Consider the following 22,193-nt stretch of genomic DNA (forward strand, 5'->3'; position numbering starts at 1 on the left):
TGCACGTTGGTTACTCCTCGGGCGGCGCCGCGGGGACGGGGACTTTGATCGCCACGCTACCGGCGGGGCTGCCGGCCAGGGCACTGTGGCTGGTGGGGTCGTAGGCGGCGCATTGCAGGGAGGCGTCCACGCGGACTTCGGCGATCTGCTGTTGGAGGGAGATCGACCAGGTGCGCACGGTTCCGTCGGCTGCGGCGGAGATGATGCGGTCGGGATCGGGGGTGAAGCCGAGCATCAGGATCCGGCCGCTGTGGCCGAGCAGTGGGGCGGCGACTTTGCCGTTGCTGAGGTCGTGGACGTAGATGTCTCCGGGGCCGCAGCCGATGGCCAGTTTGGTCCCGGAGGGGTCGAGGGCGACGGTGCGCACCCAGTTGGTCGTGTGAGCGATCTCGATGACTTGTTCACCGGCGGGGATGTTCCAGACACGGGCGGTGCCTTCCCCGCCTCCGGTGGCGAGAAGGTCTCCCGTGGCGTCGAACGTCAGGGACCGGATCCTGCCCTGGTGCGCGTTCTGGCGTTCCCACAACAGCCGTCCGGAGGGTAGTTCCCACACTCGTACGGTGCCGTCGGCCGCGCTTGCGGCCAGCCGTGTCCCGGGATGGTTCATTGTGACGGCCCAGGTGCGAGCCTCGGCCTGGTTGAGGCGGAGCGTCCAGTCGTTATCGAGCGACCAGAGGCGGATGCTGCCGTCTCCACAGGCCGCCGCGAGGCGGTTGGAGGTAGCGGCAAGGTCCCACACGCGGCCTTCGCCTGCCTGCAGATTGCGGACGAGGACGCCGGTGGTGGAATCTCGTACTTCGATGGTGCCGTCACCCCGGCCGAGGAGAGCCAGGTCGGAACCGCCGGCGAAGGCGGCGGACCAGATGGCGTTGGACCCGCTCGCCAGTACGGACGCGGGGGTCTGCTCTGACGCGGTCCATAGGCGGATGCTGCCGTCCTCACAGCCCGCGATCACTGTGCGGTCTGCGGTCAGGGTGAGCGCCCTGATCCATTCCACCGAGGGAGGCATCGGTTGCTCGCCTGCGGGTGCGTCAGCGGTGAATGCGCGAATCGTGGCGTCCTGTCCGGCTGCGACGATCAGATCGCCGGGGACAGAGACGGCAACGGATCGGACGGGAGAGCCGGTGTCGTCGTGTCGGACGGCGGTCAACCGCTTGTCCGCGGTGCTCCACACCCGCACTGACCCGTCGCCGGAACCTGTGGCGAGCAGTGGTGTTTCGGCGGCGAAGGCAACGGATCGGATCCAGTCGCGATGCGCGGCTTTCTCTGCCAGCAGGTCGCCGGTCTGCAGGTCGTACAGGCGTAGGAACTCGTCTTCGCCGGCTGCGGCGATGAGCGAGTCGGAGGCGTCGACTGCGACCGACCACACTGGGCTGCCCGGCGTACGCATGGCGCGGATCAGGCTTGACCGTTCGGTGTCCCACAGGCATATCTGTCCGTCCTCCGCCCCTGATATCAGGAGGGCGCTTTGCCGGGCGAAGGTCAGCGTGCGGATGCGGCGGGCATGTCCGATCAGGACGCCCGAGAGTTCTCCAGTGCTTGTGTGCCAGAGTCGGATGACGCCGTCGTCGCCAGCGGAGGCGATGAGGCGTCCGTCCGGTGAGATCGCGGTGACGAAGACCCAGCCGGTGTGACCGCGCTGGGTGCGTACCAGGGATCGTGAGGATAGGTCCCAGAGTCGTACGGTGCCGTCCTCTCCGCACGAAACGACCCGGTCGCCGTGAGCCGCGACGCTCGTGACCGCCCCCACGTGTCCGGCGACAGCCTCGCCCGGAACGGCAGGGACGTCAGCGGTGGCCCAGCGGATGCCGAGGCCGTCCGGCTCCTCGTAGCTGCGGAGCTGCTCGACGACTTCTGCGCCGCCTTCGGATCGGATCATCGTGGCGAGGAGCGTCGCCGCGATGTCACGTTGCGAGGTCAGGCCGCTCAGCAGGTAACCACTGCCGGTGAGCGCGAGCGCTGCTCGCCACCGCTCGGAGGTCGGGCGGTCCAGGGCTCGGATAGCCAGCTGATCGATTACTAGGGCCTCGTGGCCGAAGCTCGCGGCCTTGTTGACGACGTAGGCAGGAGTGGCGAGCACGTCGACTAGTTCGTCACCCAGGTCTGCTTGGTGGAGGTGGTACGACAGGTAGCGCCACATGTACTCGTGCTCGACGCCGAGTTCAGACCAACCGCCATCCGAGGTCGGCCGGTAGGTGTCGATCAGTGATCGGTGCAGGTGGGGCCAGTCCTCACCGACCAAGTGACGCAGGTGCGAGCGGAACACGTCGTGGAGCAGGATCGCGTCCCGGTCGGCGAGGTAGGCGTCGATCAGCGACCTGTCGGCCAGCACGCGGCAGAGTTGACGTACGGCACTGGCCGTCCAGCCGAAGGCCTCGCCCCACCAAGCCGACAACACCGACAACGGAATCGGCGTCGCCGCTGGAAAGACGGCGAGGGAGAGATATCTGTCGCGTAGGCCATGGCCGCCGCTGATCTCGACGTGTGCTTCCAGGCTGCGGAGGCTGGAGGTGATCGCGTGTCCGATGGCGTCCTTGCGCTGGTCGGAGTCCCAGACGTCGAAGGCGTGTGGTCCGAGCGTGTCCAGCACCTGGCCTGCTTCAGAGACCGCCCTTTCCGGTGGTGCGCCGGCTGCGACGTCCTGGCCGACCGCGGAGCTCACGACTGTTGCAAGAAGAGGCCAGCCGCCGCACAGCTCGGCTAGCCGCATCGTTTCGGCCTGCGCCAACCGGGGCACGCTGCGGCGCAGCAACTCGCGGATCTCGCCTGGAGACATGGGTCCCAGCCGAAGCTGTGTCGTGCGCGACGGGCAGACCCGTGCGTTCCGCGTCGTGACGAGGCGGACGCAGCCTGGTCCGCCCAGGAGGAATGGAGCCAGGTCGGTCGCGGACCACACGTTGTCGATGATCAGCAGAACGCGCCGATCGCCCAGCACCCTGGCAAGGTGGAAGCCCGCCTGCTCGGCGTCGGCGAGGGTCGGACGTGTCCCTTCCAAATGCACGCACAGGTCCGAGATCAGCTGAACGACCCGTGCGGGTGTGCACTGCTCCCCGGTCTCGACCCACAGGATCTCGGGGAACAGCTCGGTGACGCGCGAGTCGTGGCATGCCTGCGTGGCCAATGTCGTCTTCCCGAACCCGCCTGGGCCCGAGACGGCAACGACTCGGCCAGCCGCGGACGCTTCCGCGGTGTCGGCCAGGAATGAGACCAGCGCGTCGAGATCGGATCGTTCGACCATTCCTGGCTCCAGTGGGGGGACGAGCATTGCCCAGGATGCCAGGTCCGTGGGTCTTGCTGGCGCACTGGTCGTGCTGGGCGCCGGGGTCGTATCAGCTTGGGTAGCGACCAGGTCGTGGTAGGCGTCGCGCTCGTCGGCGGGCATCTGGGACAGGTCGGTGAGATCAACCAGCCTGTCCCAGCTGGTGCCGTAGATCTGCGCCAAGACGCGCAGAGTCTTAAGTGTGGGACGTATACCCGCTGTTGGCCATCGCTCGTAGTCCCAGATCCTCCCCTTGCGCATCGGTGCCTTCGGACTTCCCAGCGTGGCGTTGAAGCGCATCGCCGCCTCATCCAGCGACAGCTCGTTCGCCAGCCGCCATGCTTCGCGAGGGCGCCGGCCGCAGTGCTGGATCAGGTCCGCGCTGACTTGCTCGATGATCCGGCCATCATCGAACCCGAGGCCCCGCAGACGTGTCCTCAGCCGATCCCGATAGGCCTTGCTGCCCGGCCTGGGTTCCGCGCTCACAACGACCCCTCAGTTGATCAAGCGCATTTGGCCGAAATCCTAACTCGATCTGACACATGTGGATCAACTTGAGTACGCATTGTGCGGGCTCCTGAGTACATTTCGGCCCGCCGGTCGGGATCAGTGCTGGTCAGCTGACTACAGGCTGCGGACAAATCTTTCGCTTGAGAGGTGACGCCCTGTCGGCCCCTCCAACGTGACCATGGAGATCACGCGGGCGACGCGCCACTTCGATCTCCGTTTCGTCCCGCTGACTTCGTTCGCCGTGCGATCCGACCACCCGAAAGGTTGCTGCGCGCAGATGACACCGCTCGCTCACAGCCGTGACGACCACCGGTTCGCGCAGGCGCCGGGGCCCGCGACCAACGACCCGACACCGCGCTTCATCGTGCTGGAAGGGCTCAGCTGCACTGGGAAGAGCACCATCGCGCCGCTGCTCGCCGAGAGGTTGGGAGCGGTACAGCTGGACACCTTGGTCCCCGACTACGAGCCCGTCCGCAGACACATCGACGCGACCGGGTCCGTGCCTGAGCGCCTGCATTTCTGGCTCATGGCCAACTACGCCATCTCCCGCAAGGTCCGGGACCTGTTGGCCTCCGGTTGGAGCGTGGTCATCGAGAGCTACTTCCACCGCACGCTCGCCACCCATGGCGCGCTCGGAGTACAGGACCTTCCGACGATCGACTGGAGCGAGGCCCAGCGCCCGGATGCCGCGGTGCAACTGACAGTCTCCGAGGAACAGCGTCGGCGCCGCTATCAAGAGCGTGATCTGCACAACGGGGTGAGCCTCTGGTCTCGCCGGATCGAGGCCAATGTTGAGCAGGTTCGCCGTATCTACCTCTCCTTCGGCCTGACCGCCTTCGACACCGACGGGCTAGGGCCGATGCAGGTCGTAGACGGGCTGCAGCAACTCCTGCGGACGAAATTGTGCGGCAGGCACCATGCGTAGCGCCTTGTACGACCGGGCCCTTGAACTTGCCGACATCCACCAGACACCCGTGTTCCTGTTCTCCAGCGAACGCCTTGACCGCGCCGTCGCGGAGTTTGCTGCCTTCACTGCGCGACTACCGTTCCCATCCGAGGTCTACTACTCCTACAAGACCAACTACCTGCCGGCATTGTGCGAGCACCTGTCCTTGCGGGGGTTCGGCGCGGAAGTCACATCGCCCCTGGAATGGGACCTGGCGACCAGCATGCTCACCCCTTCAGAGATCGTGGTGAACGGCATCGGCAAACAAGCCGGACTCCTGGACACCGTGCTCGCCGGCGGCACTCCGCGTCTGATCAACCTCGAAACCGACACTGAGATCGAGCACCTCACAGCCAGGGGGCCAGCCGCCCACGTGGTTCCGGTGGGCCTGCGCGTGACCATCCCAGAGATCTCTGGTGAAGCTGGCCGTGATCCTTCCCTCCACAGGCGTCGTGGAGTCTCGAAGTTCGGCTGGTCCGCGGACGGGACCCCGATCATCCGGGCTGCACGTCGACTTGCCGAACACCCCGCCGTGCGACTGGGCGCACTGCACATTCATCTCGGCGGGCAACTCGTCTCAGCTGCCGTCTACCGGACGGCGATGCTCTCCATCTGCCGCCTTCTGGAACGGCTGCGCGCCGCCGGGGTTTCGATCGGCAGCCTGGATATGGGCGGGGGCCTGGCATCGGGATGGGTGGACAAACGACGAGTCGGCCCGCTCTTCGAGCTGTTGCGCGTCATGGGCCTTCCGGTTCGCGGACGTCCGCAACGAGCACCGGACTTGGATGGCATCGCGGAGGAGTTCGTGCGGTTCGCGCCGCGTCTCCGGAGCTTGGGTATCCGGCAGCTGCTGTTCGAACCCGGAAGGTTCCTCGCCGAACCTTCTCTCATGGCGGTCGCGTCCGTCATCGCCGTGCGCCACGACGGACACCGGCGCCACGCCGTCCTCGACCTGGGGACCAACGCGCTGCACTGCTGGCGACCAGACGAAACCCGTCCCATCTACTTCGAATCTGCAACCGGTCCAGCCGCCGCGTCCACACGCTATGAACTCGTCGGCCCCCTCTGCCACCGCAGTGACACCTATGGCGCCATCACCACGCCGACACCACTTCAGCCAGGGATGAAGGTGTGCCTCGACGCGGTCGGCGCGTACTCGATCGGGGACTGGATCGCCAACACCTGGCAACGTCCGCCGGTGGTGAGCCTGGAGGACGGCACGCTGCTCTGGGACCGCCAGTCCAGCAAGCAGTTCTGGTCGCTGACCTCCAGCCCCATGGGGAAGCCATCGTGACCGTGAAAAGCCGTGATCCCCGCTTGCTGCGTCTCGTGGCCGCAGCACGTTCAGCCCTCGCCGCCGTCCAGAACCCAGACATCAAAGTCGCCGCCGCAGTACTGTCCGGCGACGACCAGATCTTCACCGGTGTCCAGGTCCGTTCCCGATCCTGCGGCCACTGCTCCACCTGCGCCGAGCCGGTGGCACTCGGTGCCGCTTTGGCCGTCTCCACCCATGACTTGGAGGCGTGCGTCGCAGTCGTACGGACTGACAGCGGCATCGATGTCTGGTCGCCCTGCGGCACCTGCCGTGAACTGCTGCGCGACCTGAAGATCACCACCGTCATCGTCGCCGAACACGACGGCGCGATCACCACAGCCACCCCCGAGAAACTCCTGCCGTGGGCGTGACCACCTTCGCCACGGCAACCATGAGGGAGAACCACATGTTGAGCGAGATCGCCGGCATCACTCGCGTACGAATGCTCTACCTACAGCTGCTCTATCGCTGCAACTTCAGCTGCAAGACCTGCTTCCACGGGCAACTCCTCAAGGACCCCGCCCACTACACCTTGCAGGAGGCACAGAGCCTCTTGGCCCACTTCCGCGAGCACTACCGGCTGGACGCCGTCACCCTCCTTGGCGGCGAACCCTTGCTGTACCCGCACATCGTGGAAATCAGCCAGTACGCCAAGAAACTCGGACTCAAGGTCGAGATCTGCACCAACGCCCACCCCGGCTACCGCCGCACCATCGAGGAACTCGCACCGACCCTCGACAAGATGCGGGTGTCCCTCGACGGACTGGAGGCCAGCCACGACCTCATCCGACAACGAGGCAGCTTCCGCGGTGCGCTCCAAATGCTTACCCTCGCACGGCTGAACGGCGTCGACATCGGCGCCACCATGGTCGTGACCAGCCGCAACCTGCAAGAAGTTGTCCCACTGGCCCAACTCCTTGAAGGCTACGGAGTGCGCGAACTCAAACTGCATTGCCTGCGCCTGGTCGGCAACGCGCTCGACAACCCCGACCTCGCCGTCACCGACACCACCGCATACGCCCACCTGCACCGCCAAATCGCGGATGCGGACTTGACCATCCAGATCCTCTACGACTCCGACCTATCGCCCGAACCTCCGGGCCAGGCTTGCCCCAACCTTGTCTCCGGCGGGTGGCTGGACCGCATCGAATCCGACCCGGCAGGAGGCCTCACGGTTTCGTGCAAGGCCGTCGGACGTGACGTCCACGCCTTCCGCTGGGACAAGACGGCCGCACGCATCCTCTACGAGCCCCGCGAGAACGACGAGTTCCAGCTCGGAATCCCTGACGTCGTCTACCAGACCGCCTGAGGCCAGGACGGAACCGGCCATGTCTACCGTGAGCGTCTGGCAGGAAACCAAGACCTTCTTTCCCCTCTTCCTCGAGCAACTCGCAGGAGATGACGCAAAGACCGTCTCCGTCGTCGGCGCATCCGACGGCAAATTCGTCCTTCCGCTCGCCCGCCGCGGTCTGCAAGTCCGAGCGATCGAACGCGACCCGCTAGCCCTCTGCGGCGGCCCTGTCGTGCTTCCCGGCAACCGACCAGCCAACATGCTCGGACTGCGGGGCAGACTCGCCGCAGAAGGGCTGGAGCACATGGTCGAAGTGATCGAAGCGGACCTCCTCGACATCGACGACACGCTAGAGCCCACCGACGCCGTCTGGACCAGCTGCTCCTGGCACTACTCGGCCAATCATCACCGCCCGCTCGCCCAGTTCATCAATAGGATGACGACCCTGTGTCGCACGCCCGGGGGCATCTTCGGCGCGGAGTTCATGATGCCCGTCGAACCCCGCCACCACGCCACCGAGCACTACCTAGAGGCCGGCGAGATCAGGCGCTACCTAACCGGTTGGCCAATCCTCTGGGAGACCTACACACCGGCGTTCATCGAAGCTCCGCACGTCGAACAACTCCAAGAACACATCCACCGCATGGGCCTGGTCATCGCCCGGTGCCCTGACCCTGAAAGAGGATCTTGATGGAGCCCGAGTACGAGGCCCGCTTCTGCGACATCGACGCCCACGCGATCGCCCACCGACTCAAGACCAACGGCGCACAGCAAACCCTGCCCCGGACCCTGATGCGTCGCATCGTCTTCAAAAACGACGACATCACCGCCAGAGGCGGCTGGCTCCGGCTCCGCGACCAAGGCAACGAGGTCACTCTCACCTACAAGCAAACCACCGCAGAACAATCGGCGATCGACAGCATCCTCGAAGCCGAGATCGTCGTCTCAGACTTCCAACAGACTCGCCAGCTACTGGAGGCGATGAACTTCACCGCCCTGCGCTACCAGGAGAACTACCGCGAGGAATGGCACATGGACGGCGTCACCTACGACATCGACACCTGGCCAGACCTACCCACCTTCCTCGAGATCGAAGGCCCCGGCGAACAGTCCGTCCGCAGCGCCGCCGCTGCCCTCGGACTCAACTTCGACGAAGCCACCTACGGCAGCGTCGACGAGGTCTACCTCAACCAACTCGGACGCGACATCCTCAGCGAACCCACCCTCACCTTCGAGACACCCGCACAGTAGGGCCGCCGGTCCCCTCACCGCATGCTCGGTCCGGTACGTAGAGGATGATCGTCCTCACCATCCGTATTGATCGATGTTCAATCCGTTCTTCGGGCGTTGAGCGAGGCACTCAGCGGGATCGGAAAGAAGCCAAACCAGCAGACAGTAGAGCTCTATCAGCGCTTGATCGACGAGTCGGGATGACGGTGGTCCCAGATAGGAAACCGTCGCGCCACGCAGCTTGAGGAAAAGGCCTCGGCGTCTCCCTCTGCCTTCCAGCCTGGGCCTCTGCGGAGGCGTAGCGGCCAGCTTCAGGAACATCGACCGCCAAGCCCGTTACGGGGCGGCGGCTTGGACAGGAGTACCGCAACGGCGCGCCTAAGCATCGAGCCCAGGCGACGCTTTTCCCGCCGACGCCTGCTCCGGCACCGACCGGAGCATTCGATGACATGCCATGTGGACATTCCGCCGTCCCTGGTGTCGCAGGCAAATGACGCGTTGGGCGATGAGGGAGACGCGTCCAACCTGGCGAACGATTCGAGCCGCTTAACCTCAGGGTGGCGCATCACGATGTCATCCATCATCGCTTGGCATGCGTCGCCAACGGCGAACTTGTCGAGCGCGAAGAAGAAGTCAAGGTCAATGGCGCCATCGGCGGAGGCGTGTCCGGGGGCGGTCAGGCGCCAAAAGTGGAAGTGAGTCATCGGATCAACTCCCATATCTCGGGATGTGCAGCGGTAGCAGCTGGGTCGGCGAAGGCGAGCAAAAGCAGCAGCTCAGCAAGGTTGGTTCCGGTAAGGATCACCGGCCCGTTGGCACGCCACACTTCTTGCTCGCGCGTGAACGTCCATCGCGGAAATGCCTCTGTGAGGACACTGAGGATCTCGTCGGGGCTCACCGCGCTACGCCACCTGCTTGATGACGGCGTAAACACACTTCCCGCCACCTGCGCATGCGTTCCAGCCGACTTCGGCCGCTAGTAGCTTGATCATGGCGAGCCCTCGCCCGGAAACGGAGGAGGAGTCGAGGGGACGGACCACAGGGAGCTCTGGAGAACTGTCCTCGACTTCCACGACGGGTCCGGCATCGGCTAGGTAGACCCGGACAACCACCTCCGTGACGTCGGTGTGTTGGACGACATTCCCGACCAGCTCAGAAACGATCAGCTTCCCCAGGTACGGATCCAGGCCCCAAGACTCGAAGATCTTTCCGGTCCAGTCGCGGCCGCCTTCAGGGCGCCCGCCTCAGCCTTGATCACCAAAGTTGCGGGTTTCGACACTGGCTCACTTCGCTTCGTCTCACTGTCCGTCCGTGGCTCGTGACACATTGCTCCGATGGGCTTAAGTTGTCCCTGGTTGCGCTCTCTCAACGCAAAAACAGCGATCAAGAAACCGAAGGGTGAGATGACCAACAAGCCCCCTGATCCACGTGCATCAATGTGGGACTGGATCGCCAACAACCTGCGGTTTCAGCGCATGGAGCGAGGACTCTCCGGCGACGCAGTCGCGAAGATCCTCGGGTGCGCGCGCAGCACAATTACGCGACTGGAGTCCGGCGAGATCAGGCTCAAGGACGCACACGCCGCAAAACTGGACCAGGCTTGGCGCACCGGCGGCTTCTTCACAATCGCGATCTGGTACGCCCGACTTGCCCCCAACCCCGGATGGCTGGCCAGCTACACCGAGTTCGAATCTCGCGCGACGATCATCCAGGCATACAGCGCCCAGGCCGTCCCTGTACTGCTGCAAACTCCGGACTACGCGAAAGCCGTTCTGCTGGCCGGACACAACACCGACGTTGAAGGCGGCCTCGCCCGACGACTCGCACGACAGGAACGTCTCACTAGGCCCAGACCACCGGAACTGTGGGTGCTGCTGGCTGAGTCCGTCCTCACCTGGCCTGTAGGCGGGATGGACGTGCAGCGACAGCAACTGCGCTTCCTACTTGAACTGGCAGAGCGCCCGAACGTCTTCCTGCGCATCATCCCGCGCTTGTCCGGCGCCTCCGAGGCGCTCGACGGCAGTTTCAAGGTCATCACGGTGAAGGAAGGTCTGATCGGGTTCGTAGAGGCGCCGATCGGGGGACGTCTGGTGATGGACTCGGACGGCGCGCACTCGCTCCAAAGGCGCTTCGAGCGCATCGGGGCGAAAGCGGCACCCGTAGACTCCACCCCCGAGTTGATCTCCAGGGCTATGGAGGCTCTATGAGCAGTGACCACCTTGTGTGGCGAAAGTCCAGCCGTTCGGCCGAGGGCACAGATGCGCAGTGTGTGGAGGTTGCCGCGCTCCCTGGCATCGTTGCTGTGCGCGACAGCAAGGCACCTGAGGCTGGACACATCAGTTTTAGCCGGAGCGGCTTCCGAGCACTCACGGCCAAGCTCAGGCAGTAAAGGCCCCCCAACGAGGACAGGACCCCCGGCCGTCGTGACCGGGGGTCCCGTGCGTCTCAACTCTCTTTAGGCTTCTCGTCCCAGATGGTGGCCCCACCGCCGACCGGGACTCCGGTGACCAGCCATCCGCAGGCACGGCCCGACGCACGCTTCTACCACCAAACCGCCCGAGCCAAGCGCCTTCGCCACTGGATGGCCGATGAGCACTTCGCCGCCCTCAACGCCTGCGAAGACCCCGGGGAAGACTTCGTCCGTATCGTCGAGCAACTGATCACCAATGACCGTGGAGCCCCCGAATGAGCGAACGCCCGTACGTGCTGCTTTCCTGCGCCGCCTCCATCGACGGATACATCGACGACACCACCGATGAGCGGCTCTTGCTGTCCAACGACGAGGACTTCGATCGCGTCGACGAGGTACGGGCCGACTGCGACGCGATCCTGGTCGGCGCCAACACCATCCGACGCGACAACCCCCGCCTTCTAGTACGCGCCCAGCAGCGCCGCCAGGACCGGGTCAACCGCGGCCTTCCCGAAACACCGATCAAAGTCACCTTCACCAACCGCGGTGACCTGGACCCCGACGCCAAATTCTTCGCGACCGGTGACGTCGAGAAAATCGTCTTCTGTGCCAGCTCCGCGGCCGACAAGTGCCGTGAACGTCTCAGCAAAGTAGCCACGATCGTGGACGCCGGAGACCCGGTCGACCTGACCGCAGTCCTGGCACAGCTCGCCGCCCGAAAAGTCAGACGACTCATGGTGGAAGGCGGCGGCACCGTCCACACCCAGTTCCTCACAGCCGGGCTCGCCGATGAACTACAGCTAGTGATCGCCCCGTTCTTCGTCGGCGACCCCAAGGCCCCCAGCTTCGTCGGCCCGGGCCAATTCCCACATCACCCCGGCCACAGGATGACCACCGCCGAGGTACGCCAAATCGGCGACGTCATCCTTGCGCGCTATCTCCTGCCCACCACGTAGGACCCATTTCGCTAGGGAGCCAACGAAGCTCGGTAGGCAGATTACGGATGCGAAGAACCTTGAGGGATGGCGCGCTGGTAGTGAGGTCGGGCGTCGGGACGGGACATTGTTGCTCCCGCAGGTCAGCAAGGGCTGCATCGGGCTGAGGGTGCGGCCATCGGATGACTCTGGCCGTCCCGCGTCGTCCGCGACTTCACGCCCGTGGAAAGCCGAGCAAGGCCGAACTGAAGCCCGGCCTTGCCTGCCAGCGCGTCAGTCGTGCGGTGCTAGCGCGGTGGTGGCTGCGTTCTGTCGGCTCCAAGCAGGGTCAGCAGGCTCTCCGTTGGTACTCGGTAGCAGGTGCCGATGCGTAGGACGCGGCAGGGGAATTCTCCGCGTTTGGCGAGTTCGTAGGCGTATGTGCGGGAGAGCCCGAGGGCGCGGGCCGCCGTCATGATGTTGACGACGCTGGGCAGTTCGGCGAGTTCGGAGTGCTTGAGGGTGTCCATGGAAGGCCTCCTGGTGCGTGGTTGCGGATGGCTGCGGCCATGCGGTGTGCGAGGTGGGTCGGTTGGCGGATGGACTCAGGTGAAGCACCAGCCGCCGTCGCAGGTTCCGTCGGAGTCATCGATTGGGAGGGGTTGTTCGAGTGGGACGACGTCGGCGAGTGGGGCGTTGTAGCGGGTGAGCCAGACCGGGTCGCGGTCCAGGAGGCGGCGGCGGGCGTTGAGGGTGTCTTCGAGTTGGCAGGCTTTGGCGAACAGGTCAGGTTGGTTGCGGCGCATGTCCTTCCAGGCACTCAGCCTGTGGAACGGGCAGAACCAGCAGGCGCTCTTGGGAGGTACGGGGAGGCCGGCGGATTGGATGATGCGGGGGCAGTCGGTGCGGCGGATGCCCAGATCGAGGAGCGGGTAGACGATGCGTTCGTACGGTTCGCTGCGGCGGTTGTTGGCGCGGTGGATCTCGTCGACGCTGATGCCGATGCCGATCGTGGCGGGATTGGTGGCGCTGGCGCCGTGGGCTTTGAGGTAGCGGCCGATGACTCGGATTTTGAAGTCGGCGGTGCAGCTGCGGGTGCCCGGGGCGCCGTTGCTCATGCGGACGGGGATGGGGATGGATCGCGAGCCTTCGCGCATGAGGCGGCCGTAGAGGGTTTCGGTGCTGCCGTCGCGTTTGATGCGGGGCAGCAGGCGCAGGTCGATGTTGTGGTGCGCGGCGTACGGCAGTGCGTGTTGGTGGAGGTAGTGCAGGGTGGCGGGGTGTTCGCTGTCGTCGCCGACGTTGGCGAACAGGAAGAGCTTGAAGTCCAGCTTGCCTTGGGCGGCGAGCACCAGGGCGGCAGTGGACTGCCAGCCGCCGCCGTAGCTGAACGCGCGGATCGGGCCGCAAGGCACCTTGGTTTTCGGAGGCTTGGTGGAGCGGTGGTTGCGGCGGCGGGGTGAGCTGGCGGGATCGGGATGTCGGGTGTGAGGCGGCATTCAGACTCCCTGGGGCGGCTTGAGGGCGGCTCTTGGTGCTGGGCGGGTGGCGCCTGCCCATTGCCGTTCGCGGTAGGGGTCGCCGACGAAGCGGGACACGCGGACGACGTCGCCGGTTTGTGGGGCGTGGACCATGCGGCCGCGGCCGAGGTAGATGCCGACGTGGTGAATCGTGCGGGTGTTGCGCGGGTTGGTGGCGAAGAAGACCAGGTCACCGGGCTGGAGTTGGCTCCGGGGTATGTGGACGCCGTATTTGTATTGGTCGGCGGCGACGCGGGGCAGGGTGACTCCGGCCTTGGCCCAGGCGTATTGCGCTAGGCCGGAACAGTCGAAGCCCTTGATGTTGGCGCCGTGCTGGATGCCGTAGGTCGGGCCTGAGGGGCCGCCGCCTCCCCACGAGTAAGCGGTGCCGAGCCAGCGGAGGGCGGCGCGGACGACGAGGGCGCCGCGGTTGTTGGCGGTGGGGGTGGCGTAGCGGTCGGCTTGGGCGAGGACTTTGCGGACGTACCAGTCGGCGTGGTTGTAGTGCCAGATCGCCCGGCTAAGGTGCTTGCCACCTTTGCTGGCGTGGTTGGCGCACAGGTAGTTGGCTGCGCCGTGGATGGCGTCGGCGGGGTTGTAGCGGTCTTTGCGGCGGTCGTGGTCGCCGTCGGCTCCGTAGGCGGCCCAGGTGGCGGCCAGGAATTGCATGGGGCCGCCGGCTCCGGCGTGGTTTTCGCCGGAGCGGATGCCGGGGAGTTGGGAGCGTCCGTGGTCGGACTCCACTTTGCCGATGGCGGCGAGTACCGCCCAGGACAGGCCGGGGCAGGTGTGCGCGGCGCCCATGTACCAGCGCAGGTAACTAGGTGGGATGTCTTTGCGGGCGTAGGCGGTGGGCGCTCCCGCAGAGGCTGTGTCGGCGCTCGCGGAGGGTCGGGCGGTTAACGCCAGGAGGGGGAGGGCCAGGACCAGGGCGGATAGGGCGGCGCACGCGCCGATGACGGTTTTCACCGCGTGCGCCGCCGGGGTGTGGCGGTCGGATCAGCTCTGGTCGGCGTCTTGGGTGTCGGTCTGGTCGGCGCGGCGGGCGCCGGTGCGGGCGCGACGTTGGGCTCGATAGCCCGCGCCGGTCTTAGGTGGTGCTTCGGGTTGGTCATCGGCGGTTACCCCTGGTTCGCGGTGGGGCTGCCGCAGCACCTGGCGGACCGCTTCCCAGGAGTACCGGAAGTCCTTGCCGGTCTTGAGCGCCGGGATCTGTCCCGCGTTGGCCATCCGGCGGACGGTCTGGGCGGACAGGCCGAGCTTGGCGGCGAGTTCGGCGGTGGTGAGCACGTCGGGGTCGCGGCCGGTCTGCTCGGGTGCCTGCTCGTCGGTCATGGCGGTGGCTCCTGGGGTGGTGGTCATGTCGCCTCTCCAGTGTGATGGATGGGTGCTGCGGAAGCATGCTCTTCGGTTGGATGACTTCTTCAGAAGTGCTTTGACGATGCTTGCGCTCTGCCATTGTGACACGTACGGTGACTTCACCACCACCCAGCGAAGCGAAACGGGGGTTACCGGGTGAGTCGACGAAGTAACCGGCATCTCGAACGGGCGCTCCTGGCGCCCGAGCACCGGTCTGTGAACCGGCGCGAGCAGGCGGCGGCCATTCAGTCCAGCGGGGAGTTGGTCGTGGTCGGTGCGCACGGCGGGGCGGGTACTTCGACGCTGGCGGCTCTGCTGGCGCCGAGCTGGGACCTGGGCTCGATCACCGTGTTGGACCTTCGGCATCCACAGGTCCTTCCAGCGACACGTCCGCTGGTTCTGGTCTGCCGGAACACTGCGGCGGGCACGCGGGCGGCGACGCTGGCGGTTACTGCGCTTGGTGATCGCGGTCAGCCCGTAGCGGCGCTGGTGATCGTCAGCGACGGATGGCCAGAGCCCAAGGGCGCTGCTGCTCGGCTGACGATGCTGCACGGCCGGGTCGGCGCCATGGTGCGCATACCGTTCATCGCGTCTCTGCGTGCGGTCGACGACCCCACCTCGGTCCGGCTTCCGACCCGAGCACAAACTGCCCTGGCCACGGTCAGAGGCCTGACGACAACCCGTTGATCAACCGCGCACGCGACCTGCGGAGGAACCATGCCAGTCCACCCCATCGCCTTCACCTATGGCGTCCTAGCCCGACTCCTGGAGCTCCATGGCGGCAACATGCCGTGGCACGTGCCACGCGACGTGCGAGTTCGCGCGACCGAGACTCCCCGTCCTCAGGTTCCCGTCCCGGATCCGCCTCCGGTGGCTCCTCCTGGCTTGGACAAGAAGATGGAGCTGCTCCTGAGCTGGGGAAAGTATGCGGTACTGATCTGCGGGCTGGCCGGCCTGTTCATCTGCGCCGGTCAGATGGCGATCGGCCGCAAGAACCGCTCCACGTTCGCTGCCGACGGCGCTACCGGCATTCCGTGGGTGTTGGGTGGGCTGAGCCTGGCGGTGTCCGCCGCCTCCATCGTGGGGGTGTTCTTCAGCAAATGAAGCAGCAGCAGACGCCCAGAACGAATCGGCTCGTGATGAGGGTGCCTGGTCGGGTGCGCTGGCGGGGAGGTGCTGGGCTCGGCATTGCGCTCTCGTTCTCCGTCAGCGCGGCATTGCTGTGCGTCGTGGTCACCGGCACCGACGACCGCCCGGCATCTGACCAAGGCCACGTCGCTGGAAGCAAGCCGAGCGAGAACGTGATCCAGGTGCAGACGGCCCCGCGGATCTCACTTACTGACCTGTCGCGGCAGGACTACGGAGGCATTCGGCTTCCATGGTCTGCCAGTGATGGCCCACACAACACGAAGGAGGGGGCGGCGAGCGGATTCGCCCAGAGCCCGCGTGGAGCGCTGCTCGCCGCGATCCACATCACGGTTCGGGCGAACGCGGTGTGGGGACCGCAGGTGTTCGAGCAGACCATCTCCCGGCAGGTCACCGGCCCCGAGGTCTCCGAGTTGTTGACCCAGACTCGGGAGGCGTACGAGCAGCAGCGGCAACGTGGGCGCCTGCCGTACGGGCGGGCGCTGGGCCGGGCGTACGTCGCCATCGAGGCGTTCCGGTGGTTGGGCTACACCCCGACCATCGCCAACCTCGATCTGCTCACCGCCGGTCCCGGGGACAGCGACGTCACCGTCCGCGCCGTCACCCGAGTCCAGTTGCAGTGGCTCCATGGCGATTGGCGCGTCGTGGGTCCGCCGGACGGGGACTGGGCAGCAACGGCCACCCCGATCACCTCGACCAACGGCTACTCCTACTTCCCGGCAAACGGGTGAGCGCCATGTCGACCACTCCCTTCCGTCCGACGCCGTGCTCGGCCGTCCTCGATCCTCAGTGCGTTCAACCCATCGACAGCGACGATGACGGCGGCAACCCCTTCAAGCCACCGCTGCCGGACCTGGGCGAGATCGGCGGCAACGTCCTGGACGACATCGCCAAGGCATTCCGGGACGCCGTTGGCTGGCTGATCTCCAACACCTCGTCATGGTGGGTACAGGTCTCCGCCCCCAACCTGGAGCAGGAACCGGCGATCGGCCTCCTCCAGAGCCTCACCCAGCCACTGACGATCGCCGTGGCGATGATGGCGCTCTTCGTCGCGGCCGCGAAGATGGCGCTCACGCACAAGGCCAACCCACTGATCGACGTCGGACGCGGTCTGACGGTACTGGCTGTGGTGACCACGATCGGTGCCGTGCTGCCCAACAAGCTTCTGCAATGGGGCAGTGAATGGACGACCTGGGTGCTGAGCGCCTCCTCGCAGGGCGACTTCGCCACCAGGATGGCCAAGATCGTGGCCTTTCCCAGTGGAACGCCGGCCGTCATGGTCATCCTGTTGTGCCTGGTCGCCCTGGTCATCGGCCTTATCCAGGCGTTCTTGATGCTGTTTCGGGGAGCAGCCCTGATCATCCTGGCCGGAGTCCTCCCGCTCGCCGCCGCCGGGTTGATCACCCCGGCTACCCAGCCCTGGTTCAAGAAGGTGACGGGCTGGGGGCTGGCGTTGATCTTCTATCAGCCTGCTGCGGGCGCCGTGTACGCCACCGCGTTCATCCTGATCGGTGACGGGCAGAGCATGCACGCGGTCCTGATGGGGTTCACGATGATGCTGATCAGCTTGATCGCGTTCCCGGTCCTGCTGAAGTTCTTCAACTGGACCACCAGTGCCGCCGAGTCCAGCAACGCTGGCGGCATCCTCGGCACGGTGCTCAACGGAGCGATGACGTTGGGAGCGCTGCGCTCCTACACCGCCTACAGCGGTTCGCGCGATACCCAGAACGGTTCCGCCGGCGAGCACGCCAAGTTCCTACGGCAACAGCTCGGCGAACAGAATCCCGAGCACCAGAATCCACACCACCAGGGCAACGAGAATCCGACCGGAGCTGACAGCCGTCTCGACTCGACCGGTATGGGCCAGGACGGCGATGCGCCGACAAGGACAACCGTTCGCCAGCCGTCCACCACTGAACAATCCCAAGATCCCACCGCACCGACAGGAAGCGGCGCTCAACCTCACGGCTCCCACTCGACCGGCCAGCAGAGCGGGCAGGCCAGCACCGCTGACGGAAGCGAGCCGGTAGGCCCGGCTGGACTTGGCGCCTGGGATCAAGGACGCCGCGCATCAACAGACTCGATTCGCTGGATGGGCGAACCGACGGGCTCAGGCAACGCAGGCGGTCCGACCGGCGCGGGAGGAGGTGGTGGCGGTGGCGCATGAGATCCGCACCTATGGAGGCTGGCGCCGCCGACGCGGCATCGGACTGCTCGGCATGGACACGGTGGCCACGTTCGCCGCCCTCGGCGGCGCGATGGGACTGTTGCTGCTCGGCGCGTTCGCACCCGCCGCTCTCCTCTACACCGCACCACCAGTCCTCGCGGTCGCAGCACTCAGCCTTATCAAGGTCGGTGGAGTGGCGGTCGGTCGTATCGCGTTGGCTCGATGGCGCTGGTGGTGGGGCCACACCCTCGGTCAGACCCGCTACAGCGCCGGCGTTGTCGTGGACCATCCGCGGGCGTTCCAACTGCCCGGCGTGCTCGCGCCGCTGACCCTGCTCAGCGCCGAGGACGGCCGTGGCGACAGATACGGCATCGTGTGGGACCGCCGCACCGGACGACTCACCGCAACCTTGCGCGTCGTCCCCGCCTCCACATGGCTGGCCGACCGTGGCGACGCCGACGGTTGGGTGGCGTCCTGGGGCCAATGGCTGGCAGGGCTGGGGCACATTCCCGCCGTGAGCTGGGTGACGGTGACGGTGGAGACCGCACCCGAGCCCGGCTCCACCCTTGCCGATTCGGTCAGCAGCTCGCTCGCGCCCCAGGCTCCCGGCGCTGCCCGCCACATCATGGAGGAGCTGGTGCGAACCGCTCCGGGCGCAGCCGCTGACGTGGACACCCGGGTCTCGATCACCTTCGACCCCAAAGCCTCACCGGCCGCACCCCGCGATCTGACAGCGGCCGTCGCCGAGTTCAGCCGGTGCTTGGACGGACTGACGTCCGCGCTCAGCGGATGCGGCATCAGCGTCCTGGGACGCGCCAGTGCAGCCGAGATAGCCGGGATCGTACGGATGGCGTACGACCCGCACGCACGCGGCGAGGTCAACCGGCTGCTCGCCAATCCGGGCAACGACGAGCCACTCGCGTGGAGCGACGCCGGCCCCGTCCACGCCGTCGAACACACCGACCACTACGAACATGACGGCGGCGTCAGCGTCTCCTGGGCCTGGCACGAACCGCCCCGCCAAAACGTGCACTCCGACGTCTTGTCGCGCCTGGTCGCACCCGGCCCGTTCCCCAAGCGCGTGACATTGCAGTACCGCGCGCTCCCTGCGTCAGCCGCCAGCCGCGTCCTGCAACAGGAAGTGAACGCCGCGTCGTTCCGCGCGCAGTTTCGCCGCAGGACCGGCCGGGACGAGACCGCCCGCGACAGCTGGGACACCGCCCGCGCCCGCCAAGCCGCCGCCGAAGAAGCGATGGGCGCCGGAGTGTGCCTGGTGTCGATGTACGCCACGGTCACCGTCACGCAGGAGGACGAGCTCAAGCGCGCCCTAGCGCACGTTGAGTCCGCCGCGGCTTCGGCACGCATCAGGCTGCGGCGCCTGTGGGGTAGTCAAGCCGCAGGATTCGCCACCACCCTGCCGTGCGGCATCTGCCCACCCGAGCTGTCCCACCGCGCCGTCCTGTAAGGGAGCAGACGATGCCAACCATCCACCACCAACGACCACGTCGCCGATCCGACGCACCTGAACGGGTTGAAGACCAGGCCATGAGCCAACCGTTGGCATCCGCTTGGGGCTGGCGTCACCGTGGAGCGGGCCGCGCCGTCCATGTGGAGCACACACCGGAATTCCAGGCCACGACGAGCCAGGTATGTGGCCTCTATCCCTTCACCGCAGGATCAGGCACCCCGACGGCCGGCACACCAGTCGGACGACACCAGCTCTGGGGCGAGGTCGTCTGCCTCGACCCGCTCGCCTGGCTGCGCGCCGGACTGGTCACCAACCCCGGCATGTTCGTCCTCGGCCAACCCGGCACCGGCAAATCCACCCTCGTCAAACGCCTGGTCACCGGCGCGGTCGCCACCGGCACCACACCGATCATCCTGGGCGACACCAAACCCGACTACACCATGCTCGTCGAGTACCTGAACGGCCAGGTCATCCGCGTCGGCCGAGGACTGGACAGCATCAACCCGCTAGACGCCGGCCCGCTCGCCGCCGTCCTGCACAGCCTCACCGGCGCCGAGGCCAACACCCGGCGCTGGGAAGTACGGTCCCGGCGCCTGTCGCTGCTCATGGCACTGGCCACCCTCATCCGCGAAGCCCGCATCACCAACGCCGAAGAAGTCGTCCTCGGCCGCGCCATCGACCTCCTCGACGACCGGCTCGACCACGAACCCACCATCCCCGACGTCCTCCACGTCCTCGAACAAGGCACCGACGAGCTACGCGCGGCCTCTCGCGCCGACACCGACACCGCCTACCGGCAACAAACCCGCGACCTGATCTTCACCCTCGACCTACTGCTCACCGGCTCGCTCGCAGGCGTCTTCGACAGCACCACCACCAAGCCACTCGACCTGGACGCACCCGCCATCAGCGTGGACATCTCCCGCATCCGCGCCGCCGGAGACAAACTGCTCACCGCCGCGATGCTGTGCACCTGGGCGTACGCGTTCGGCATGGTCGACGCCTCCGCCGCCCTCGCCGACCTGCACCGCGGACCACGACGCTCCTACCTCGGCGTGATGGACGAGCTATGGCGAGCTCTGCGCGGCGCACCCGGCCTGGTCGAACACGCCGACGCCCTCACCCGCCTCAACCGCGCCAAAGGCATGGCCTCCATCATGATCACCCACTCACTCGCCGACCTGGACGCCCTGGCCACCGAAGAAGACCGCGCCAAAGCCCGCGGATTCGCCGAACGAGCAGCCATCACCGTCCTGGCAGGACTACCGCCCCGGGAGCTGACCCGCATCCACCAGATCACCCCACTCACCGGCCCCGAACAACGCCTAGTCACCTCCTGGTCCGCACCCGACTCCTGGCAACCCGGCTCCCGCCACCCCGGCCGCGGCAAATACCTCATCAAAACAGGCGAGCGCCTCGGGATTCCGGTGGAGCTCTCGCTCGTCGGACCCGAGGCCGAGCTCTACGACACCGATCAAGCCGTCCGGGGCAACTCATGACGCGCCGGCTCAGAACGTCGTACCTGCAAGAACGTGCACCTCCGAGCCACGCACAGAACGTCCAGCCCGAACAGCACTGACACCCCAACCCCGATCCCACAGCCACAGCGAAAGGACGTCGCCCATGAACCGTCACCCGTCCGCACGGAGGAACCATGCCCGCCACCTGTCTCACAGGTACGCCCGCCACCATCTACGCCCGAGACGACCAGGCCGCCGTGGCCATGCCGCGTTCTGTCCAAATGGACATCGACGAATGCCACGCGAACCGGCGCAGCCGCCCCGCTGAGAGGTCCTGTCGCAGCGGCGTCTCCTGGATATGCCTCTTCGCCCACGGTGAGGAGCGGAAGTGACGATGCCCGATCCGAACCTCGACTCGGGCACGCCCGCCAGCGATTCCGAAGCACGCGAGCACGCAACCCGGAACGAATCGAGCTGGCTTCGTATCGGCGCGGAAGTACGCATCCGTCCGGATACGGCCCCCGGTGATGCCGCGATCCGCAACCAGACGGCGCGCGGATTCATCGCTCTGATCAATGCACCAGCTCCCACCGGCTCAACGCACGCCACCGTTTCGGGGAGCCGACGCACAGAAAGCGATCGCGATGCAGGGCCTGACACGACCTGCATCGTGCGATTCCCCGGCATCGGCGAGTACCGTTTCGCGGCTCGAAGCCTAGAGCCAGCGCCGTCCTTCCCGGTGACGCGACTGCAGACGCTCGTTGCGGTCAACGCCGCCGACGCGGACGCCACCCTCGTGACGACAGCCGCCCGGATTCTGCGCAGTCATCAGGCCGGAACCCGGCCTGACCCTGCCCTCGTCGCCGACCGGGATCATCTCGCGGCGGCGCTGGGCGCCTGGGCCGGTACGACCGGGGAGCGTGTGCTCTTCGCCCTCGGCTCGCGGATTCGCCGGACCGCGAGCGGAATGAGCGCCGCGCCGGTCCAAGCTCGTCATCCATCCTCACAGAACGCGGCCGGGTTGGCCGCGCAGGGCTTCCCCAACAGCATCGCTGACAGCGTCAACGACTCTCCTGGACGGAGCCGTTCGAGCGACGCCGCCGGTCCCTCGCCGACCTCCACCCGCCCGAGCGCACCGAACCCCTCACCACGGCCGACGTGAGCACTCTCGGGGCTGCGCATGTGCGGCCCCGAGCAA

At 66.5% G+C, this 22,193-nt stretch carries 24 protein-coding genes; 17 read left to right on the forward strand and 7 right to left on the reverse strand.

Annotation, left to right across the window (positions count from 1 at the left end; translation table 11 throughout):
• Positions 1-10: 10 nt before the first annotated feature.
• Positions 11-3,442, reverse strand: coding sequence for an NB-ARC domain-containing protein (locus tag ABD333_RS27705; protein WP_344545437.1), 3,432 nt, complete (start codon positions 3,440-3,442; stop codon positions 11-13).
• Positions 3,443-3,947: 505 nt separating this feature from the next.
• Here ABD333_RS27705 and ABD333_RS27710 point away from each other — a divergent pair.
• From ABD333_RS27710 to ABD333_RS27735, 6 genes are read left to right on the forward strand one after another with little or no spacing between them, the layout of a single operon-like run.
• The gene (locus tag ABD333_RS27710) at positions 3,948-4,694 is read left to right on the forward strand and encodes an AAA family ATPase (RefSeq protein ID WP_344545438.1); all 747 of its coding nucleotides are present in this window, start codon (positions 3,948-3,950) and stop codon (positions 4,692-4,694) included.
• Between the two features lie 4 nt (positions 4,695-4,698).
• Complete coding sequence (locus tag ABD333_RS27715) at positions 4,699-6,009, forward strand: diaminopimelate decarboxylase family protein (RefSeq protein WP_344545439.1); 1,311 nt, start codon at positions 4,699-4,701, stop codon at positions 6,007-6,009.
• Entirely contained in the window at positions 6,006-6,401 is a 396-nt protein-coding gene (locus ABD333_RS27720; RefSeq protein ID WP_344545440.1) for a hypothetical protein, read from the forward strand. The genes ABD333_RS27715 and ABD333_RS27720 overlap by 4 nt, the downstream gene beginning before the upstream one ends.
• Positions 6,392-7,339, forward strand: a complete 948-nt coding sequence (locus ABD333_RS27725; protein WP_344545441.1) for a radical SAM protein — start codon at positions 6,392-6,394, stop codon at positions 7,337-7,339. The genes ABD333_RS27720 and ABD333_RS27725 overlap by 10 nt, the downstream gene beginning before the upstream one ends.
• Before the next feature lie 28 nt (positions 7,340-7,367).
• Positions 7,368-8,012: a class I SAM-dependent methyltransferase gene (locus tag ABD333_RS27730; RefSeq protein WP_344545442.1), complete on the forward strand. Its 645-nt coding sequence runs from the start codon at positions 7,368-7,370 to the stop codon at positions 8,010-8,012.
• Positions 8,012-8,572, forward strand: coding sequence for a class IV adenylate cyclase (locus tag ABD333_RS27735; protein ID WP_344545443.1), 561 nt, complete (start codon positions 8,012-8,014; stop codon positions 8,570-8,572). The genes ABD333_RS27730 and ABD333_RS27735 overlap by 1 nt, the downstream gene beginning before the upstream one ends.
• 679 nt (positions 8,573-9,251) lie before the next feature.
• On the opposite strand, the gene ABD333_RS27740 is transcribed toward ABD333_RS27735, so the two are convergent.
• Both ABD333_RS27740 and ABD333_RS47600 read right to left on the reverse strand, forming a co-directional pair.
• Positions 9,252-9,449, reverse strand: a complete 198-nt coding sequence (locus tag ABD333_RS27740) for a hypothetical protein (protein ID WP_344545444.1) — start codon at positions 9,447-9,449, stop codon at positions 9,252-9,254.
• Between the two features lie 4 nt (positions 9,450-9,453).
• A complete protein-coding gene (locus tag ABD333_RS47600) occupies positions 9,454-9,756 on the reverse strand; it encodes an ATP-binding protein (RefSeq protein ID WP_410557507.1) in 303 nt (100 codons plus the stop codon).
• A gap of 198 nt (positions 9,757-9,954) precedes the next feature.
• Between ABD333_RS47600 and ABD333_RS27745 the strand changes: the two genes are divergently transcribed.
• From ABD333_RS27745 to ABD333_RS27760, 4 genes are all read left to right on the forward strand, one after another.
• Positions 9,955-10,758 (forward strand): helix-turn-helix domain-containing protein, encoded by an 804-nt coding sequence (locus ABD333_RS27745; protein ID WP_344545445.1) that lies wholly within the window; start codon positions 9,955-9,957, stop codon positions 10,756-10,758.
• Complete coding sequence (locus ABD333_RS27750) at positions 10,755-10,940, forward strand: DUF397 domain-containing protein (RefSeq protein WP_344545446.1); 186 nt, start codon at positions 10,755-10,757, stop codon at positions 10,938-10,940. The genes ABD333_RS27745 and ABD333_RS27750 overlap by 4 nt, the downstream gene beginning before the upstream one ends.
• A 114-nt stretch (positions 10,941-11,054) precedes the next feature.
• Entirely contained in the window at positions 11,055-11,240 is a 186-nt protein-coding gene (locus tag ABD333_RS27755) for a hypothetical protein (RefSeq protein WP_344545447.1), read from the forward strand.
• Positions 11,237-11,917, forward strand: coding sequence for a RibD family protein (locus ABD333_RS27760; protein WP_344545448.1), 681 nt, complete (start codon positions 11,237-11,239; stop codon positions 11,915-11,917). Before ABD333_RS27755 ends, ABD333_RS27760 begins: the two co-directional genes overlap by 4 nt.
• A 266-nt stretch (positions 11,918-12,183) precedes the next feature.
• On the opposite strand, the gene ABD333_RS27765 is transcribed toward ABD333_RS27760, so the two are convergent.
• The 4 genes from ABD333_RS27765 to ABD333_RS27780 all read right to left on the reverse strand — a co-directional run bounded on the left by ABD333_RS27765 (position 12,184) and on the right by ABD333_RS27780 (position 14,757).
• Positions 12,184-12,405, reverse strand: coding sequence for a helix-turn-helix domain-containing protein (locus tag ABD333_RS27765; protein WP_344545449.1), 222 nt, complete (start codon positions 12,403-12,405; stop codon positions 12,184-12,186).
• A 75-nt stretch (positions 12,406-12,480) separates the two neighbouring features.
• Entirely contained in the window at positions 12,481-13,374 is an 894-nt protein-coding gene (locus tag ABD333_RS27770) for a phosphoadenosine phosphosulfate reductase (protein ID WP_344545450.1), read from the reverse strand.
• Positions 13,375-14,364, reverse strand: coding sequence for a C40 family peptidase (locus ABD333_RS27775; protein ID WP_344545451.1), 990 nt, complete (start codon positions 14,362-14,364; stop codon positions 13,375-13,377).
• 30 nt (positions 14,365-14,394) lie between these two features.
• Positions 14,395-14,757, reverse strand: coding sequence for a helix-turn-helix domain-containing protein (locus ABD333_RS27780; RefSeq protein WP_344545452.1), 363 nt, complete (start codon positions 14,755-14,757; stop codon positions 14,395-14,397).
• Positions 14,758-14,970: 213 nt separating this feature from the next.
• On the opposite strand from ABD333_RS27780, the gene ABD333_RS27785 reads away from it, so the two are divergent.
• The 7 genes from ABD333_RS27785 (at position 14,971) to ABD333_RS27815 (ending at position 22,157) form a co-directional block, all read left to right on the forward strand.
• Entirely contained in the window at positions 14,971-15,441 is a 471-nt protein-coding gene (locus tag ABD333_RS27785) for a hypothetical protein (protein ID WP_344545453.1), read from the forward strand.
• Between the two features lie 198 nt (positions 15,442-15,639).
• Positions 15,640-15,858 (forward strand): hypothetical protein, encoded by a 219-nt coding sequence (locus tag ABD333_RS27790; RefSeq protein WP_344545454.1) that lies wholly within the window; start codon positions 15,640-15,642, stop codon positions 15,856-15,858.
• A 53-nt stretch (positions 15,859-15,911) separates the two neighbouring features.
• Entirely contained in the window at positions 15,912-16,631 is a 720-nt protein-coding gene (locus ABD333_RS27795; protein WP_344545455.1) for a DUF8175 domain-containg protein, read from the forward strand.
• Positions 16,632-16,636: 5 nt separating this feature from the next.
• Complete coding sequence (locus ABD333_RS27800) at positions 16,637-18,067, forward strand: hypothetical protein (protein ID WP_344545456.1); 1,431 nt, start codon at positions 16,637-16,639, stop codon at positions 18,065-18,067.
• A complete protein-coding gene (locus ABD333_RS27805) occupies positions 18,057-19,532 on the forward strand; it encodes an SCO6880 family protein (protein ID WP_344545457.1) in 1,476 nt (491 codons plus the stop codon). Before ABD333_RS27800 ends, ABD333_RS27805 begins: the two co-directional genes overlap by 11 nt.
• A gap of 80 nt (positions 19,533-19,612) precedes the next feature.
• A complete protein-coding gene (locus tag ABD333_RS27810) occupies positions 19,613-21,034 on the forward strand; it encodes a hypothetical protein (RefSeq protein ID WP_344545458.1) in 1,422 nt (473 codons plus the stop codon).
• 349 nt (positions 21,035-21,383) lie between these two features.
• A complete protein-coding gene (locus ABD333_RS27815; RefSeq protein WP_344545459.1) occupies positions 21,384-22,157 on the forward strand; it encodes a hypothetical protein in 774 nt (257 codons plus the stop codon).
• The last annotated feature ends 36 nt before the right edge of the window (positions 22,158-22,193 follow it).

The organism is Actinomadura fulvescens (assembly GCF_039533225.1).
Classification (GTDB): Bacteria; Actinomycetota; Actinomycetes; order Streptosporangiales; family Streptosporangiaceae; genus Spirillospora; species Spirillospora fulvescens.